Origin of the sequence: Desulforhopalus singaporensis, assembly GCF_900104445.1 — a bacterium.
GTDB lineage: Bacteria > Desulfobacterota > Desulfobulbia > Desulfobulbales > Desulfocapsaceae > Desulforhopalus_A > Desulforhopalus_A singaporensis.
The window spans coordinates 217755-235543 of the sequence record NZ_FNJI01000003.1; the positions used below are offsets into that span (position 1 = coordinate 217755).

The following is a 17789-nucleotide window of genomic DNA, read 5'->3' on the forward strand; positions in this document are numbered from 1 at the left end:
CCATGATGGATGAACGTTTCACCCACGGCAACTCCCTGCTTCACAAATTATCCGCCAAGGTAAAGCTGGTAGTTGCCGTATTTTTTGTCGCGGTCATTGCCGTCTCCCAGAGCTTTACGGCGGTGACCGCCGGTCTTGTTCTGGCAGCCGCCCTCTTCATGACGGCCCGGCTTGACCTTTCTCCGGCAATGAAAAGGCTGGCCGGCGCCAATTTTTTCACTATTTTTCTCTGGATAACCCTGCCGCTAACCTATGGCGAGCAGACCACCGCAGTCGGTCCCCTGCAGCTGAGCCTTGACGGGTTGCGTCTTGCAGCTCTTATCACCCTGAAAACCAACACCATACTCCTGAGCCTGATGGCCCTGTTGTCAACCTCTTCCGTGGCAAACATAGGCCATGCCCTGAAAGCCCTGCACATCTCCGACAGGCTGTCGTTTCTGCTGCTGTTTTCCTACCGTTACATCTTCGTCATTCACCAGGAATATCTGCGCCTTACCAGGGCGGCGAGACTCCGCTGTTTTGTCCCCGGGACAAACCTGCACACCTACCGGACGGTGGGTTACCTTTTTGGCATGACGCTGGTCAAGAGCTGGAACCGGTCATCGAGGATCCACCAGGCCATGCTCCTGCGAGGGTTTGACGGTAAACTGATCCCCATGGACCAGCAGGCCATGACTTACCGCGACATCGTTTTCCTCCTGGTCGCGCTTACCGCAACGGGATCGCTTATCCTGCTGCAGCTTCTCTGACGCCCGCCCTCCTGCAAGAGCACAAATCGCCGCTATCTTCTTGCTTAATTGTATAGTAGGGTGGTATTTTGTCCTCCATACCCCCAGGCGAGACGGACTTTTTTCTACAACAACAGGTGCAACAGATGAAAGTTGGCATAATCGGTCTTCCCCAGACCGGCAAAAAAACTCTTTTCCAGGCTCTTACCGGCAACGAACTGAAAGAGCAGAGCGGCCAGGCAAAACCGATTCCCGGAACAACGGAGATTCTCGATCCGAGATTTGACCGGCTGGTCGATCTTTATGAACCCAAGAAGGAAGCGAGAGCCAGGATCGACCTGGTGCTGTTTCCCAAGATGGAACAGGAAAACATTGCCGGCGGCGAGATTTTCAAAGACATGGCCGACGTCGACGCCATATGCCACGTCGTAAGGGTCTTTGAAGACGACGCGGTGTACCATGCCGAAGGATCGGTCGATCCGGTCAGGGATGCGGAGATGGTCAATTCCGAGCTGATCATGCACGATCAGATCTTTGTCGAAAAACGCATCGAACGGCTGGAGTCCGCACTGAAAAAGATAAAGGACAAGACCCAGGCGCAAGAGCTCGAACTGATGCGGAAAATGCAGAACCACCTGGAACAGGAGTTGCCCCTGCGGCTGTTTGAGATCAGCGATGACGAGGAGATGATGATCCGCAGCTACCCGTTTATCACGAGAAAAGAGCTGGTTCTGGCGTTCAATGTCGCCGAAGACCAGCTCGGCGGCACCGCTGTTCTCGACCAGGTAAAAGAGCGGTGCCAGAACTTGAAAATAGAAGCGATGCTGGTCTGCGGCCAGGTAGAGTCGGAAATTGCGATGCTCGACTCCGAAGAGGAAAAAGAGGAATTCCTCCAGGACCTCGGCATTGAGGAGCCGGCTCTTGGCATCTTGACAAGGCTCTGTCTCAAAGCGCTGGGGCTTATCTCTTTTTTCACCGTGGGCAAGGACGAAGTCCGCCAGTGGCTGGTGAGAAAAGACTCACCGGCGCCGGTTGCCGCAGGGGTTATCCACTCAGACCTGCAGCGCGGTTTTATCCGTGCGGAGCTGATGAAGTATGAGGAGCTTATGGAGCTGGGCAGTGAAGCCGAGTTGAAAAAAGCGGGAAAAATGTATCTCCAGGGAAAGGATTACATCGTCGTCGACGGAGATATCCTCAATATTCGCTTTAAAGTCTGACCAGATATTTTTTCCTTTATCCCGTCGAGGTGACAGATGCTGCAGCTGCGCGAGGTGAGCTATACCTACCCCATGGCCAAAGAGCCGATTCTCAGCAATCTCAGTTTTACCGTGGAAGATAAAAAAGCTGGGATCATTGGCCCCAACGGGTGCGGTAAAACAACGCTGCTCCACATGATGGTCGGACTCATAAAACCCGATAAGGGCGAACTGCTTTTTCACGGCCGCCCCGTGACCACCAAACAGGATCTCAGGACACTGCGCAAGGAGGTCGGTTTTCTGTTTCAGAGCTCAGACGACCAACTGTTTTCTCCCACCGTCCTCGAAGACGTCGCCTTCGGTCCGCTCAATCTTGGGTTCAGCCCCGGGGAAGCCAGGGAAATAGCGGTGAGAACCCTGGAAGACCTTGGGTTGTCCGGATTTGAAGAGCGAATCACCCACAGGCTTTCCGGGGGGGAGAAAAAACTGGTCGCCCTGGCCACCATCCTCGCCATGCGGCCCAGGATACTGCTTCTCGACGAACCGACCAACAACCTCGATCCCAAGACCACCAGCCGGTTGATCGAAATCCTGCAGGACCTCGACCTTTACCAGATAATCATCTCCCACGACTGGGATTTCCTCAGCCACACAACCTCCGTCCTCTACATGATCGACCACGGGCACATTCATCGCTGCCAGAAAGACCATATCCACGTGCATCGCCACGTACATGCAGCAGGTGACCACCCCCACACCCACAACCTGTAACGCATGCAGACCTTCTTTCAGGCAGCAAAACACGCCGAAAGACCAGCGACGTCTGGCCGGACGCATCATACCGGTGCCAGACTACCCGCTTTTAGCCAGGGCCTGCCACTCCTGCGGATAAAACAAGAAATAAAGATACATGGAGACATACCAGCAGATAACCAGTGTCGCCATGTCGTGACTGGGGAAGTGGGCTCCCCGGACCTGCTGGGCCACCCCGAAGACAAGCCCGAGCATTAAGGCAAAAACAAGACCGTACACCCTGTAGCGACAACGATACTTTAAAAAGACAAAATAGAGGCTGACAAAACAATAGCCACCAGCCGCATGTCCTGCAGGAAAAGCATGTCCCGGAGGAGCCCCGTCGGGCACCTTGTCAAACAACCTGATATAAGGCTGTATGCCGCCGAACAGTTCCAGATCCCAGGGAGAATAGATATGGGTAATGTTTTTCCCAATGCCGACAAGGGCTGGGCCCAGTGCGCTGGCAACCAGAAAGTATATGCATATTTTTCGATATGAAGCCAGTTCCCTCCTCATATTTACCATGATAAAACCGGCTAACCAGACGAGGATGAACGACCTGTCAAGATATTGTCCTCCAGAATGGATGACGTCATCAAACAACCAATGATGGGTATAGGGCCAAAGTTGTCTGGTGGAATCGTAAAAGAAAGAGACCCACCAAATGTCAAACCCGCTGTATTCAGATATGATAGCCAGCGCGATGAGAACAACCGGCAGCAAATTCAGCAAAAGCAGGTGAGTCCTGCCCTCTTCCGTTTTTATCTCTTCCGTCTGCAACACACCGTAATCCTGTTGTTCAGATGTATGGATTATCCCTGGGGTCAACCTACTCTGTCGGCGTCGCTGCTGGTCCGGACTGCCGCTCGCTGACCTGGCTACAGCTCACAGCACTATTGTTTCCTGGCTGGATACGAGATCAAGATCCCTGTTGTACAGTTGCGTATCCACGTTGAATATCCCGAGCAAGGTGTGAAACAGATTGTCATGGCTGTAATGCAGGTCTTTATCCTGCCTGATTTTTTGCAAATCGACGACTTCCGCCATTCCACCGCCAAGCCACATCAAGGAGGCGACATGGGTCTGAGCGTCGGGAGCGATAACGTAGGGCAGTCCATGCAGGTAGATGTTGTTTTCGCCCAGACTCTCACCATGGTCGCTGTAATACAGCATGGCGGTATTGTATCCACCATCATACCCCCTCAAAAAGGAGATCACCCGCGACAGAAAATAGTCGGTATACAACAGCGCGTTATCGTAAGCGTTTGCTATTTCCTTGCGGCTGCATTTTTCCAGCTGATTGGTCCTGCAAACCGGTTGAAACCGCTCGAACTCCTTCGGGTATCTCTTGTAATAGGCGGGACCATGGTTACCCTTCTGATGCAGCACTATCAACATGTCCTTCCCCGGATGGTGAGCCACATACCGATCGAGCCCTGCGAGCATTCCCTCGTCCCGGCATTCGCCGTCGGCGCATACGGGATTGGTTGCGGGTGTCTGGAAATCCTCATACGGAACACGCAACGCGACTCCTTTTGAGTCCGAATTATTATCCCGCCAAAGTATTTCGATGCTTTTTGTGTGCGTCAGAACATCCAGGATATTTTCATACATACGCCCCTTTTGGGGAGAGTAATCCTCCCGGGTAAAAGAGGAAAACATGCAGGGGACGGAATATGCCGTTGTGGTTCCACATGAATACATCTTACTGAAATCAACTATATTTTCATTCTGCAACAGAGGATTTGTCTTTTTCGCATAACCGTTTAGCGAAAAGTGGTCGGCTCTTGCCGCCTCCCCCACCACCAGCACCACAAGTTTCGGCCGCCCGTTGTCCCTGCCGGGGACTTTGACCACCCGGGCATCCTTTCCCAGAGCAGCCATATCAGTCTTTTCTGAAGAAAAATGTAACAGATCAGCCACATACTTCCCCGTGGAATAGAGATAGTATGACGGGTTTGTATAATAACGCAGCGGCTTGTGTTCCCTGAAAAATGAAGCAAAGTGTCCGCTGGCGCCAAGTATCATGGCAACAATGATCGTAACCGAAGCAACACATGTTATTATTTTATATATTACGGATTTCTTCACGGGAGGATATACCAGCTTCACCCGACAGACAAACAGGCTGGGGACAACACAGAGAAGCAAAACATACAAGCCCATTTTCCAGCTGAGCAGATCGAACGTCTCGGGCCAGTCGGTGGCAAAAACGCTCCGAACCATCTCATCATCCATAACGATATTGTAGTTATCCATGAAATATGCGGTCACAGAAGATATCAGCAGCAAAATCAGTAAGAGAGGTTTTATCGTATATTTCAAGGTGACAAGAGTGAGAACGAAGGTCAACAGAACCGCAAGCCCCACCGCTAAAAAGAGCAAAAAAACTATATTCTCGGAAGAGACCGGGAATATGGCAAACACATTGCGGAAAAAAGCAATATTACCGCACAGAACAAAAAACAGCGAAACCAGAATAATAAGTGTCGTTGGCCGCATCTCATATTTGTTTTTAAACATGCAGAAAGTTCCTTTAAGTGGTTGCATGGCGTTGACAATCCTGACCATCGGCAGCGGTCCCCGACTCTCCGCCCCCTGATTAAAAGCTTTATAGCAGGCAGATGATGAAGAAATAATGAAGATAACCGCCTGTTAAGGTGTCGCGCCTGCCTGGATGAAAACCTTCACCATTTCTTCATGGCGGCATGGTAAAATGCGGCGACAGGTTGCGACCGGATATGTTCCACATATGCGTACGGAGAGATGACTGTTACGCGCGACAGAGCGGCAAACCGATGATAAAGTGAGACGATGAGAATTCTGATTGTTGAAGACGAACGGACCCTGCTCGACCAGATCCTCCAGGCCCTTGTTCGACAGAAATATACTGTTGATACCGCAAGTAACGGAGAAGAGGCGCTGGAGAAGATCTGTGTCGAGTCCTACGATATTATCCTGCTGGACATCATGCTCCCGGAAAAAGACGGACTTGAGGTGCTTGCCGAATTGCGTGGAGAAAAAAATCCCACCCCCGTTCTGATGTTGACCGCCAGGGGGACCATTGAAGACAAGATCAAGGGGCTGGATGCGGGAGCCGACGACTATCTGGTCAAACCTTTTTCCATGGGTGAACTTCTTGCACGAATACGGGCCTTGCTGCGACGCGGCAGCGAGCTTGTATCACCGGTTCTGGAGGCTGGTTCCATCACCCTGGACCCGGCCAGAAGAGAGGTCAGAAAAGATGGAAATCCTGTTGAACTGACAGCCAAGGAATTCTCGATTCTTGAATTTTTGCTGTACAATCTGAATCGAGCGATATCCCGGGTGAATATCGCCGAACATGTCTGGGGCGATGAATTTGATCCCTGGACAATGTCCAATTCCATAGATGTGCACATCAAGAATCTGCGAAAAAAAGTCGAGGATTCCGACGGGAACATCATTCACACTGTTCGCGGGGTAGGGTATATAATCAAGGACGATGACAAGTGAAAATACGTAACAAGATCACTATCTGGATCACTGGCGCCGGCCTGCTGGCGGCCCTGTTTTTCTCCTGTGTCATCTTTTTTGAACTGATTGAACAACCTTTTGAACTGCTGGACAGGGACTTGGAGCGGCATGCGCTTATCGTCACCTCAAGCCTGTTTCCCAAAAGCGGCGTCCCCCCTTCCCGGTTAGAGACAGAACCGGTGACTTCGCGGGATAATATGTACTGGATCAAGGTATTTGACCAGAACCTGAAGAAGATCTACGCATCGATCTCCAGCCGGATTGTCGATATTCCTCTCAAGCCAGACGACAGGTATTATAATTTCAGACCAACGGCTCCTGCACAAGCAACAGATCTTACCCAGGACAGGCACACCAAAACCATTTTTCGCGTATGTGTCTTGACTGTCCCATATAAAGGAGGGGAGTATCTTGTCCAGATAGCAAGACCGATGGAAAAACTGTGGGAAGAGATCGTCGAACTGCTCCTTACCATCGGTGCCGGACTCCTTGTCTTTACTTTTGCCCTTGTTGTCATCGGATATTATGTGGCCGGCAAGATCCTGGAACCAATCGCGACCATCAACACCCTTGCACGGAAGATCAGCGACAAGACCCTGGACCGGAGAATCCCCCCCCGCGGAAATCAGGACGAGATACACGCCCTCTCAACTTCCCTGAACCAGATGTTCGACCGCTTACAGTTCTCCTTCCAGCGCCAGAAAGAATTCATCGCCAACGCCTCCCATGAGTTAAAAACACCCATCACTCTTTTGCGGCTCTTTTTCGACGAGGCCATACAGAACGAACAGCTGCCCGAAAGTTTCAAAACAAGACTGACCAGCCAGTCTGAGGCTGTGTTCCGTATGAATCAACTGGTGAAAAACCTGCTTGATCTGTCGATTCTCGAGTTCAACAACACGCTTGAACCGGAAATTGTCGACCTATCGGAATTGACATCAAGTATCTTTGAGGAATTTCAAGATATTATACAAAACAGGGACATCAACCTGTCGCTGGATATCACCGACAACGTCCATCTTCTGGCAGACAAGGAAAAGATACGCAGAGTCCTGATAAACCTGATCGACAACGCCATCAAATACAACCTGAAAGAGAAAGGGGAGATTCTTTTTTCCCTGCACCGGAAAAACGATTTCATCGTGATGAACATATCAAACACCGGCCAGACAATCCCTGAAGATGAGCTTGAAGCGGTATTCGACCAGTTTCACCGGGTTGAAAAATCCCGCTCCAAAGCGCTTGGCGGCTCGGGATTGGGACTTACAATTGCCAGGCAGATCGTAGAACTTCACCACGGAACGATTTCGATCCCCCCTCCAAGCCACCCTGCCAACCGGGTCCTGGTCGAAATCAGGCTTCCGCAAAAATGGGGTTGACCATTTTGGTCGCAAGATCCGTCACCTGTTACTGCGCGGCGTGATTATTCACAACAAGTACGGCCTTTTACAATCTATTTTTCTTTTGCCAGTACTGGTATTCATACGGCCATTCATCCTTGCGGTACAACATCAGCTGGCGCATCCTTTCCGCAAACCGCACCTTGCGCTCGGCAATATCAGCAGGGACGTTTTTTTTCCGCCAGTCGTCAACCAGCTTACGTCCAAGCGCCCTGGCCCTGACGACAATTTCATCGGGAAACTCATCACCTTCAAAAGAGCCCATGGTGGCCCAGACCGAACCCACCGGGGTAACACCCGTGGTGATCATGAAGTGGTTCATCATTTCGGCGATGGGGGCTTCATCCCCGCCTCCCGAGGTCACCACCGAAGCGCCATACCTGCCCTCGAACCCCAAACAGTGAATGACCCCGCAGCAGCGATCCATGAATGCTTTCAGCTGGGCACTGACGTTGAAAATGTAGTTCGGACTTGCCAGCACTATACCGTCACTGGCCATAATCCTGCCCATGATATCATCAAACTCATCGCGCTGCGGGCAGAATCCCTTCTTGTGACAGGTATCGCAGGCCAGACACGGCAACACCGTGCCGCCCGGTAAGGCGACCGTCTCGAATGTGGCGCCCTGCTGCTGAGCGGACTTCAACACCTCCAGCATCAGCCGGCCGGTATTTCCTTTCTCCTTTCTCGGACTCCCAACAATGCCGATAATCCTCATGACTCAAAGCCTCCCCTGTTTCCTGAAATATGGTGGCCACATGTTCCCGGTCAGCACCCGGGTACCTGTTGATAAATTTTCAGTTCCAATCTAGCACACCCCTGGCCGGTGGCTCAATCAAAACAAAAAAACACCCGCCATTTTAAATCGCCCCAGGTTATCCGGAGCACCCTGCGAATTTTATGGCCCCCCAGGAGTTATAAAAAGCCGGGCGAACCGCTTGCTCCCGCTTTTTCGTGGCTATTTCTTTTTGCCCGGTTTTGCCAACCTCTGCTTCAACCTGCTGTTTCTCTCCACCACTTCCTGATCCCCCTTATACCAGGAGGGAATATCGTCGTAATCGGGAACGCCGTCATCTATGAGATATCGGGCATTGGGATTTTTGGGAAATCCATGGTCCACTCCGCCGCAGCAGATAACAAAGAGCCCCCGGCCCTCCGCCTTGAGCGCCCGGCGGGTATCGTGGGAAACGCGAACAACGTCCCCCTCGGCAATAGGCAGCAGTTCATCGTCGAGCTGTAACAGCCCCTCACCTTTAATAACCATGTAGACTTCTTCCTGTTGCCGATGGGTGTGGGTAAACGTATACCCCTCATTGGGGCCAATGTTGATAAACCCAAGGGCGACCGCCTCCAGTTCGAGCTGTTTTCTCGGGCTCGTCAACCAGGGCAGGTTATCAAAGTCAAAGTGGCATTTGGTGAATTTTTTTCTCATGATAACAATAGGGAATCCCCCCTCCAGGAGTTTGATCGCCTCAATCTGAGCGATCGCGACAAAGACCTCTGGTAAGAGATATTATACACCAGTATGTACCGTGATAAAAAAATAAGCTCTCACCCGACAACGGGTGAGAGCTTATTTGGTGATTGCCGACGCCCTTGTACCGGCCTGGCTACAGCGGCACCCAGTCAGCCGTCAACAGTTTTAGTACATGCCGCCCATACCGCCTCCGGGCATGGCGGGAGCAGTTTTCTTCTGGGGTTTTTCGGCAATCATCGCCTGGGTGGTGATGAGCATGCCGGAGACGGAGGCCGCGTTCTGCAGGGCAAAGCGCACGACCTTGGCCGGGTCGAGAATACCCGCCGCAAGCAGATTTTCATACGTTTCGGTTTGGGCATTAAAACCAAAATCCTGTTCGCCCGCAAGAACCCTGGCCACGACCACAGCCCCCTCGACACCCGAGTTTTCAGCTATCTGCCTCAAGGGGGCGGTCAGCGCTTTCTGCAGAATTTTAATACCGTGTTCCTCATCCCCCCGTGTTTTAACCGCGCCGAGAGCCTTGATGCAGCGGACAAGTGCGACCCCTCCACCAGGCAGCACCCCTTCCTCGACCGCTGCCCGGGTTGCGCTGAGGGCATCTTCTACCCGTGCCTTCTTTTCCTTCAGCTCGATCTCAGTGGCTGCGCCGACATTGATGACGGCGACACCGCCTATGAGCTTGGCCAACCGTTCCTGGAGTTTTTCCCGATCGTAATCGGAGGTGGTATCCTCGATCTGCCTCCGGATCTGCTTTATCCGGCTTTCTATTTCACTCTTGTTACCACCACCATCGACGATGGTTGTATGGTCCTTGTCGATCTTTACCGATTTACAGCTGCCGAGCTCGGAAAGTCTGACCTTGTCGAGTTTGACACCAAGATCCTCACTGATTACCTGGCCGCCGGTCAGGGCGGCAATATCTCCCAGCATGGCCTTGCGGCGGTCCCCGAACCCAGGGGCCTTCACCGCTACGACCTTCAGGGTGCCGCGCAGTTTATTCACGATCAGGGCGGCAAGGGCCTCGCCATCTACATCCTCGGCAATGATGAGCAGCGGTTTTGCCGCCCTGGCGACTTCCTCAAGAAGCGGAATCATATCTTTCATCGAGGATATTTTCTTCTCATGGAGCAGAATTGCCGGCTCTTCGAAGAGAACTTCCATCTTTTCCGAGTTTGTGACAAAATAGGGGGAAATGTATCCCCGGTCAAACTGCATTCCGTCAACCACCTCAAGGGTGGTCTCCATCGACTTTGCCTCCTCGATGGTAATAACCCCCTCCTTGCCCACCTTGTCCATAGCATCAGACAGCAGCAGGCCGATGGTATCATCACCGTTGGCGGAGATGGTCCCCACCTGGCTAATCTCCTTCTTACCCTTGACCGGTATCGATATTTTCTGCAGTTCTTCAACCACTGCGGCAACACCCTTGTCGATGCCCTTTTTCAACTCCATGGGGTTGAGGCCCGAGGCTACCAGTTTCTGGCCTTCCTGGAAAATAGCCTGGGCAAGCACCGTCGCCGATGTGGTACCGTCCCCGGCCACATCGTTGGTCTTGCTCGCCACTTCCCTGACCATCTGGGCACCCATGTTCTGGTACTTGTCTTTGAGCTCAATCTCTTTGGCAACGGTAACGCCGTCCTTGGTCACAATCGGTGCACCCCAGGATTTTTCAATCAGTACATTTCGCCCCTTCGGTCCCAAGGTAACCTTGACCGCGTCGGCTAGGACATTCACACCCGAGAGAATGGCTTCACGGGCCTTGGCATCGTAGGCAATAATTTTTGCAGGCATGGTATGTATCTCCTTATTCCTTTATGAAAACAGCCAGTATGTCATCTTCGCGCATGATTGTGCAGTCGACCCCGTCGATCTTCACATCTGTCCCTGCGTATTTACCAAACAGTACCCTGTCGCCTTCGCACACCTGAAGCGGGATACGCTCTTTGCCCTCTGCAGTTTTGCCGGGGCCGACGGCTACCACCCTGCCTTGCAGCGGTTTCTCCTTAGCAGAATCAGGGATAAAAATACCTCCGCTGGTTTTCTGCTCCTGTTCCTCTCTCTCCACCACGATTCGATCATTAAGCGGTTTGATCTTCATGATGCCTTCCTCTTTTTTCAGATAACGTTGTTGTAATGGGAAATTCCCGGTCCATCATTTACACTATTTCACATAAATGACCGTTGGGGCATGTCGCAAACGGACGTTGCGACGGGTGAGTCCTTACCGGCTGTAGAAAAATAATATCGGTTTGTTACCTGTCAAGATTGGCCAAAATGAAAAAACAACCCTTGAACACAACTTCCGCACCACCAAGAAAACAACGAAACAACGAAAACATAGAACACCAAGTAAAACAGTACCCTGGGAACCCTCACGGGACACGGGGAGTCTGCTCGTTTTTCACGGTTTCTCAGGCAGGTAACGGGACGGTTGTTGGTCAGAATGGAGGACAACGGAGAGTGGATACAGCTTTTCATCATGAAGCCGCTGCAGCCGGCCTGCTTGCACAACTACCCGCTAGGGAGTAAACTTTTTCCTACAAAGTGTCAGTAACAAGTGCACAGCAGCGCTGCCCGCCGCTTTCGGAACCGGACGGCAGCCCCTGAACAAGCGGTAAAAGGTACATGCAATGGTGGTGTCACACGCGAAAAGGAAAACTCCCGCCCCTATCCGTTGTCTGATCGTGGACGACGAGCAACCCGCACGCGACGAACTGCGATATCTGCTCTTACAGCACGACGATATTGATATAGTCGCGGAAGCCGACTCTGCTGGCAAAGCAGTGGAGGCAATCCGCCGGTATAAGCCGGACCTGGTCTTTCTCGACATCCAGCTACCCGGACGCAACGGTTTCGAAGTCATACGCGAACTCGCCGGTGTTACGAACATGCCGCTCTTCGTTTTTGCCACCGCCTACGACAGCTATGCGGTAAAAGCCTTTGAAGAGAGCGCGGTGGACTATATCATGAAGCCGCTCTCGGAGAAGCGGTTAGCCATTACCCTGCAGCGGGTCCGGAAAATGGTTGCAGATTCCTCCAGTGGCCGGGAGGAGCTCGGGTCAGCCTTGCAGGCTTTGCTCAACCAGATCGAATCGCCCAGGGAGCGAATCAAGGTATCGGTGGAAAAAAACGGCAGGATTCAGCTGCTGACCCCCGAAGAAATCGTCTACTGCTCGTACGAAACGACGGGAATTGTTGTCCATACCCGGGACGATTCGTCGCCGATTTACGGTATCTCCACCATGGACCGGCTGGAGGAACATCTCTGCTCCTTATCATTTTTCTTTCGGGCTCACCGCTCGGTCCTGGTAAACCTTGACCATATCAAGGAGTTCAGCCCATGGTTTAACGGTAAATACAACCTGACCATGGACGATGCGAAAATGTCCGAGATAACCGTCAGCCGCACCAGGGCAAAAGCCTTCAAACAGCGTCTAGGAATCTGATGTCATGTCTATCTCCGCATTGATCACCTTTCTACTCAAACATGTCGGCATTCTTATCGCCGGCGCATTTATCCTGCTGAATATTTCCCCAGTACAGGAGCTCAATTTCAGGCGCGGCTCCGGTTACAATAAGCTGTTCCTGGTTTTCTTTTTCGGGATTTTCGGTGTTCTCGGCACCTACAGCGGCAACGCCATTTTCAACTCCTATGCAAATCTGCGGGCCATGGCGGTAATTCCAGCGGGACTCTTCGGCGGACCGATAGTCGGCCTTGGGGTCGGCCTCATTGCCGGCGGTCATCGCTTTCTCATCGACCCCTGGGGGTTCAGCGCCCTGCCCTGCGCTATTGCCACTATCCTTGAAGGGTTGGCTGCCGGTTTCATTCACCTGCGTTACCCGGACAGGAATATGAACTGGAATCTCGCCATGGTGCTCGCTTTTGTCGGCGAGTCGATGCATATGCTCCTGGTGCTGCTGCTGTCCCGCCCTTACGAGCAGGCCCTGGAGCTGGTAAAACTGATAGCGTTGCCGATGATTATCGGCAACGCTCTGGGGGCCGGGCTCTTTATTCACGTCATCAAAACCCTCTATACCCACCGGGAAAAAAAAGACTCGACCCAGGCCCAGAGGATTTTCGACATCGCCAACAACACCGTCCGGCACCTGCGCAGCGGGCTGAACAGTACCACCGCAGAAGCCACAGCTAGAATAATCTACCGCAGACTCCGCGTTCCCGCAGTGGCGATTACCGATCATTCCCATGTACTGGTACACGTCGGCCTCGGCAACGACCACCACCTCGCAGGAGAACCCATTGTTACCAGTTCCACCAGAAAAGTCATCCAGACCGGCACTCCGATATTTTTGCGCAAAAAAGACGCAATAGGCTGCGACCGCCCGCAATGCCCCTTTCATTCCGCAATTATCGTCCCGTTGAAAAAGGGGGGAAGAATCGTCGGAACGCTCAAATTCTACGGTTCCCGGACCGCCGAGCTCAACCGTATTCAGTTCGAGGTCGCCCGCGGCCTGAGCGACCTGCTCTCAATCCAACTCGAACTGGAGGATATTCAGGTCAAGGACCGGCTTCTGGCCCACGCCGAGATAAGGCACCTCCAGGCTCAGATCAACCCGCACTTCCTCTTCAATTCCCTGAACACCATTGCATCTTTTTGCCGAACAGCGCCGGACAAGGCGCGGGAACTGATCCTCGACCTGTCGCTCTACATGAGGAAAAACCTCGACTCCAGCCGCGGTTTCATCAGGCTCGCCGACGAACTGGCTCAGATCAATTCCTATGTAGCCATTGAAACAGCACGTTTCGGCGACAAGATCAAAGTCAACCTGAACATTGAGCCCGGATGTGAGGATTGGGCGATTCCGCCGCTGATTATTCAACCTCTGGTGGAAAACGCCATAAAACACGGAATCGCCGCCAATGAAAACGGCGGTACCATCTCTCTTGGTATTTTCCGCAATCTTGATATGCTGGTGGTGATGGTGGAAGACGACGGCTGCGGCATTCCCGATAATATTCTCGCGACTCTGCTTGATCACCGCGACCTCGAATCCCATGCCGAAGGGATCGGCCTCAGAAACAGCAATAAACGGCTAATGCATATATACGGCCCTGAATATGGTATGGAAATTACCAGTTCTCCCCAACGGGGCACATCCATCTCCTTTAATATTCCCAAGGCGGCAAGCCGCGGCCTCACCAGCGAGGCTGAGCTCGCAACAGACAGGGCCTGAGCCGGTGTCACTATTTACTTCACCAGATACCCGACCGGACCTATTTTATCCGCTCATGGTTCAACACTTTTTCAACCCGATGCATTTCAGCCTGGAATCCCGACCATCCAGCCCGACAAACCTACGTTTCAGCGCCAAGTTATAGGCAACCGTACAGCCACCGGTTAGGGTACGCGCCATAATCAACTTATCTCTTTGAGATACGTGATCCACGCGTGGCTCACGCTTAAATTTCACACATCGGGAGGGATGTACTATGGTTTTTTTTCTTACCTGCGTGGGGTTGCTTATTCTTGGTTACTTCACCTACGGCGCTTTCGTCGAGAAAGTTTTCGGCGTTGACCCCAAACGTCAGACACCCTGTATGACCAGAGAAGACGGTGTCGACTACATTGCCATGCCGACCTGGAAGGTCTTTTTCATCCAGCTCCTGGATATTGCCGGACTGGGTCCAATTTTCGGCCCGATTCTCGGTGCTCTCTACGGCCCTTCCGCTCTGCTCTGGATTGTTGTCGGCTCCATTTTCGCCGGCGCGGTACATGACTATTTCAGCGGCATGCTCTCTATTCGCAGCGGAGGTAAATCCATTCCGGAGGTTGTGGGCGACATTATGGGCATGCCGGCCCGCCAGACCCTGCGTATATTCTCGGTAATCCTGCTCCTGCTTGTTGGCGTGGTCTTTATCCTGGGACCGGCAAAACTGCTCAGCAACCTGACCGGCTTTAATGTTCAGCTCCTTATCGGCGCTATTTTCCTCTACTATTTTATTGCCACGGTTCTTCCCATCGACAAGATCATCGGCCGTCTTTATCCGCTCTTTGGCGCGCTGCTGCTGTTCATGACCTTCGGTATCATGGGTGGCCTGCTTTTTCACGGTTATGAAATTCTCCCCAACCTTGATTTCACCGCCAACACCCACCCGGGCGACAAGGCCATCTGGCCGCTGCTCTTTATCACTTTGAGTTGCGGGGCAATCAGCGGCTTCCACTCGACCCAGTCACCCCTTATGGCCCGCTGTGTAAAAAATGAGAATCTCGGTCGCAAGGTATTCTACGGCTCCATGATCATCGAAGGCGTAATTGCCCTGATCTGGGCAACCGTGGGGATGTCATTTTACAACACGCCGGAGGCTATGAATGCAGTGATTGCGTCAGGTTCACCTGCCGCGGTGGTTAATGAGGCGTGCAACACCCTGCTCGGCCCGGTGGGCGGCTTTCTGGCAATCATGGGCGTTGTTATTCTGCCTATCTCCAGTGGCGATACCGCATTCAGGTCCACCCGCCTGATTATAGCCGAGACCTTCAGAGTCAACCAGTCCCAGGCCGCCAAACGTCTGCTCATCGCAGTTCCGCTGTTTTTGGTCGCTTTTCTCATCACCCAGGTAGACTTCAAGATCATCTGGCGCTATTTCGGCTGGTCCAATCAGATGCTTTCCATGCTGGTACTCTGGAGTGCGGCCATTTACCTGGCCAAGAAGAGTAAGTTTCACTGGATCTGCACCATTCCTGCGACATTCATGACCGCTGTCGATGCGGCCTTTATACTGCAGGCCCCAATCGGTTTCAATCTGCCGGCAGCACCGTCTAACCTAGCCAGCGCAGTTGTCGCACTGGCAACTTTTTCCCTGTTTTTGATCTACACCAAAAAGCCCGCTGACATGACCAGCAACCAAGCGGAGCCGGAGGGCTCGATGTAAAAGTCTTTTGCCAGCCTGGTCTCAAGGAGGGCTTTGCAGTGACTGCGGAGCCCTCTGCTGTTTTCCCCCTCACCGTACCCTTGATAAAACTTCCCGGCATCTTGTTACCGATTCATCCGGTCTTCTGAAACATTTTTCAGTTCACCTATGACCTGCAGGGTAAGTTCTTCAACGTTACTGAGAACCTGCCTGAGTCCGCACCTGGTCAGGTTGTCCCAGTGCATCCCGGCGGCAACGACTACCCTGGTATTGAGGTCGGCGGCAATTTTTTCCGCCATTATTTTTGCTACCTCATCATCCTTATGTCCCACATAGCAGAAAACTGAAGCCGTGGCCGATATTTTGTTCGGCTCCTGCAGTTTTGGCCGTGGTTGAGCCATTGCCACAGCGCCGATATGGGGTTCTCCTCCCCAGACGGCCACCAGGAAATCCCTGCCCATTCGCCGACACTGAGCAAACACTGAATAACCTCCCGTTTCCACACTAAGTACAGGGGATTTGTCGTCCATACCGTTGATACCTCAGGAAAATCTTTTCAGGTGAGTTCAATCGTTCACCCACCGCCTTAAAAACCTTGCCAACTTTTACGACCCGGTGTTTCAATGCCGATCCTGTGAAGGAACCTGTAAACGCTTTGATCTATCATCTCTTCAATGGTCAGCGGCTTATTGTATAGAGCCGGTACCGGAGGAAATATAATTGCGCCACTTAGGGCAGCGAGGTCCATCAAGCGCAAATGCCCCCGGTGTAAAGGGGTCTCACGGACAACCAGGACCAGAGGTTTTCCCTCCTTGAGCATGACATCGGCGGCGCGGACAATCAGGTTGTCAGAGAGCGAGTTTGCAATAGCGCCCAGGGTGCGCATTGAGCACGGCGCTATGATCATACCGTCAATACCGTATGATCCCGACGCGATAGTGGCCCCAATGTCTTTATTATCGTAACGGCGGGTTGCCAACCCCCGGACAGACTCGATCGTTCTGCCGGTTTCGTGAGCTATTGTTATTTCCGCCGCTCCGCTTATCACCAGATGAGTCTCAACTCCCAGAGAATTGAGAATCTCCACAGCCCTGATACCATATACAGCCCCGCTCGCACCAGTTATACCAACGGTGATCTTCCGGTGGTGCAGATGTTTTTCCTGAATCAGACCATCCATCTATTTTCCTCCCCTGTTTCCATCCCTTCCCCACGACCCGATGAACACGACAATATGTTTGACATACACTCACTCTCCATGCTATTCTCTTTTCACGATACCGTTAATGATTTTATTTCTCTTATTTTGAGAATAATATTTTTTTTATAAATTTCCAACAACAAATACGGTTTTCACGGCAACCGAATACACAAAACCCGTCAAGACGTACCAAAGGATGAAATAACCACTGGCAACAATCGGTCACCTGGAGAAATCAACATGAAAAACGATTTCAATGTTATTGGCAAAAGACAGCCCAAACTCGAGGCAATAGAGAAAGTCACCGGAAAACTGAAATATTCCGGAGACCTGCAATTCCCAAACACGCTGCATGTTAAAATTCTTCGCAGCCCCCATGCTCACGCCAACATAAAGTCAATCGATACCAGTAAGGCGCTTGCCTTGGAAGGGGTTGAGGCAGTTATCACCCATGAAGATGTACCCAAGGTTCCGACCATGCATCAGTTTCTGTTCCTGCCGTCGGTAATGTATTACGACAGCTTCCTTCTGGAAAAAAAGGTTCGTCATTTTGGTGACCGCGTGGCGGCTGTCGCCGCAGTGACTCCCGAAATTGCCAAGCAGGCTCT

The 17789-nt window shown here is 52.2% G+C and carries 16 protein-coding genes and 1 pseudogene; 9 read left to right on the forward strand and 8 right to left on the reverse strand.

Annotated features, from left to right (window positions below; genetic code table 11):
* Positions 1 to 2: 2 nt before the first annotated feature.
* From cbiQ to BLQ17_RS03045, 3 genes are all read left to right on the forward strand, one after another.
* Positions 3 to 749 (forward strand): cobalt ECF transporter T component CbiQ, encoded by a 747-nt coding sequence (gene cbiQ, locus BLQ17_RS03035; protein WP_092219653.1) that lies wholly within the window; start codon positions 3 to 5, stop codon positions 747 to 749.
* Between the two features lie 125 nt (positions 750 to 874).
* Positions 875 to 1945, forward strand: coding sequence for a redox-regulated ATPase YchF (ychF, locus tag BLQ17_RS03040; RefSeq protein ID WP_092219655.1), 1071 nt, complete (start codon positions 875 to 877; stop codon positions 1943 to 1945).
* A gap of 36 nt (positions 1946 to 1981) precedes the next feature.
* Positions 1982 to 2695: an energy-coupling factor ABC transporter ATP-binding protein gene (locus BLQ17_RS03045; protein WP_092219657.1), complete on the forward strand. Its 714-nt coding sequence runs from the start codon at positions 1982 to 1984 to the stop codon at positions 2693 to 2695.
* 81 nt (positions 2696 to 2776) lie between these two features.
* Here BLQ17_RS03045 and BLQ17_RS03050 read toward each other — a convergent pair whose 3' ends face one another.
* Positions 2777 to 3502 carry a phosphatase PAP2 family protein gene (locus BLQ17_RS03050; protein ID WP_245694964.1) on the reverse strand — a complete coding sequence of 242 codons (726 nt, stop codon included), beginning with the start codon at positions 3500 to 3502 and terminating at the stop codon, positions 2777 to 2779.
* A 102-nt stretch (positions 3503 to 3604) separates the two neighbouring features.
* Positions 3605 to 5242, reverse strand: a complete 1638-nt coding sequence (locus BLQ17_RS03055; protein WP_245694966.1) for a phosphoethanolamine transferase — start codon at positions 5240 to 5242, stop codon at positions 3605 to 3607.
* Positions 5243 to 5533: 291 nt separating this feature from the next.
* Between BLQ17_RS03055 and BLQ17_RS03060 the strand changes: the two genes are divergently transcribed.
* Positions 5534 to 6214, forward strand: a complete 681-nt coding sequence (locus BLQ17_RS03060) for a response regulator transcription factor (RefSeq protein WP_092219658.1) — start codon at positions 5534 to 5536, stop codon at positions 6212 to 6214.
* The gene (locus BLQ17_RS03065; protein WP_092219660.1) at positions 6211 to 7614 is read left to right on the forward strand and encodes a sensor histidine kinase; all 1404 of its coding nucleotides are present in this window, start codon (positions 6211 to 6213) and stop codon (positions 7612 to 7614) included. The genes BLQ17_RS03060 and BLQ17_RS03065 overlap by 4 nt, the downstream gene beginning before the upstream one ends.
* A 67-nt stretch (positions 7615 to 7681) precedes the next feature.
* Here the strand turns inward: BLQ17_RS03065 and BLQ17_RS03070 are convergent, their stop codons facing one another.
* The 4 genes from BLQ17_RS03070 to groES form a co-directional block, all read right to left on the reverse strand.
* Entirely contained in the window at positions 7682 to 8353 is a 672-nt protein-coding gene (locus tag BLQ17_RS03070; RefSeq protein ID WP_092219662.1) for a flavodoxin family protein, read from the reverse strand.
* A gap of 240 nt (positions 8354 to 8593) precedes the next feature.
* Entirely contained in the window at positions 8594 to 9067 is a 474-nt protein-coding gene (locus tag BLQ17_RS03075) for a cupin domain-containing protein (protein ID WP_092219664.1), read from the reverse strand.
* Between the two features lie 210 nt (positions 9068 to 9277).
* Positions 9278 to 10903: a chaperonin GroEL gene (groL, locus tag BLQ17_RS03080; RefSeq protein ID WP_092219666.1), complete on the reverse strand. Its 1626-nt coding sequence runs from the start codon at positions 10901 to 10903 to the stop codon at positions 9278 to 9280.
* Positions 10904 to 10916: 13 nt separating this feature from the next.
* A complete protein-coding gene (gene groES / locus BLQ17_RS03085; RefSeq protein ID WP_092219668.1) occupies positions 10917 to 11210 on the reverse strand; it encodes a co-chaperone GroES in 294 nt (97 codons plus the stop codon).
* A gap of 532 nt (positions 11211 to 11742) precedes the next feature.
* On the opposite strand from groES, the gene BLQ17_RS03090 reads away from it, so the two are divergent.
* The 3 genes from BLQ17_RS03090 (at position 11743) to BLQ17_RS03100 (ending at position 16001) form a co-directional block, all read left to right on the forward strand.
* Entirely contained in the window at positions 11743 to 12558 is an 816-nt protein-coding gene (locus tag BLQ17_RS03090; protein WP_092219670.1) for a LytR/AlgR family response regulator transcription factor, read from the forward strand.
* 4 nt (positions 12559 to 12562) lie between these two features.
* The gene (locus tag BLQ17_RS03095) at positions 12563 to 14305 is read left to right on the forward strand and encodes a LytS/YhcK type 5TM receptor domain-containing protein (protein WP_092219672.1); all 1743 of its coding nucleotides are present in this window, start codon (positions 12563 to 12565) and stop codon (positions 14303 to 14305) included.
* 256 nt (positions 14306 to 14561) lie between these two features.
* Positions 14562 to 16001 (forward strand): carbon starvation CstA family protein, encoded by a 1440-nt coding sequence (locus BLQ17_RS03100; RefSeq protein WP_092219674.1) that lies wholly within the window; start codon positions 14562 to 14564, stop codon positions 15999 to 16001.
* Positions 16002 to 16105: 104 nt separating this feature from the next.
* On the opposite strand, the gene lpdD is transcribed toward BLQ17_RS03100, so the two are convergent.
* A complete protein-coding gene (gene lpdD, locus BLQ17_RS03105; RefSeq protein ID WP_143005422.1) occupies positions 16106 to 16510 on the reverse strand; it encodes a prenylated flavin chaperone LpdD in 405 nt (134 codons plus the stop codon).
* A 56-nt stretch (positions 16511 to 16566) separates the two neighbouring features.
* Positions 16567 to 17160: a UbiX family flavin prenyltransferase gene (locus tag BLQ17_RS03110; protein ID WP_092219678.1), complete on the reverse strand. Its 594-nt coding sequence runs from the start codon at positions 17158 to 17160 to the stop codon at positions 16567 to 16569.
* Positions 17161 to 17421: 261 nt separating this feature from the next.
* Between BLQ17_RS03110 and BLQ17_RS03115 the strand changes: the two are divergent.
* Positions 17422 to 17789, forward strand: a pseudogene (locus BLQ17_RS03115) (hypothetical protein); the annotation flags it as partial.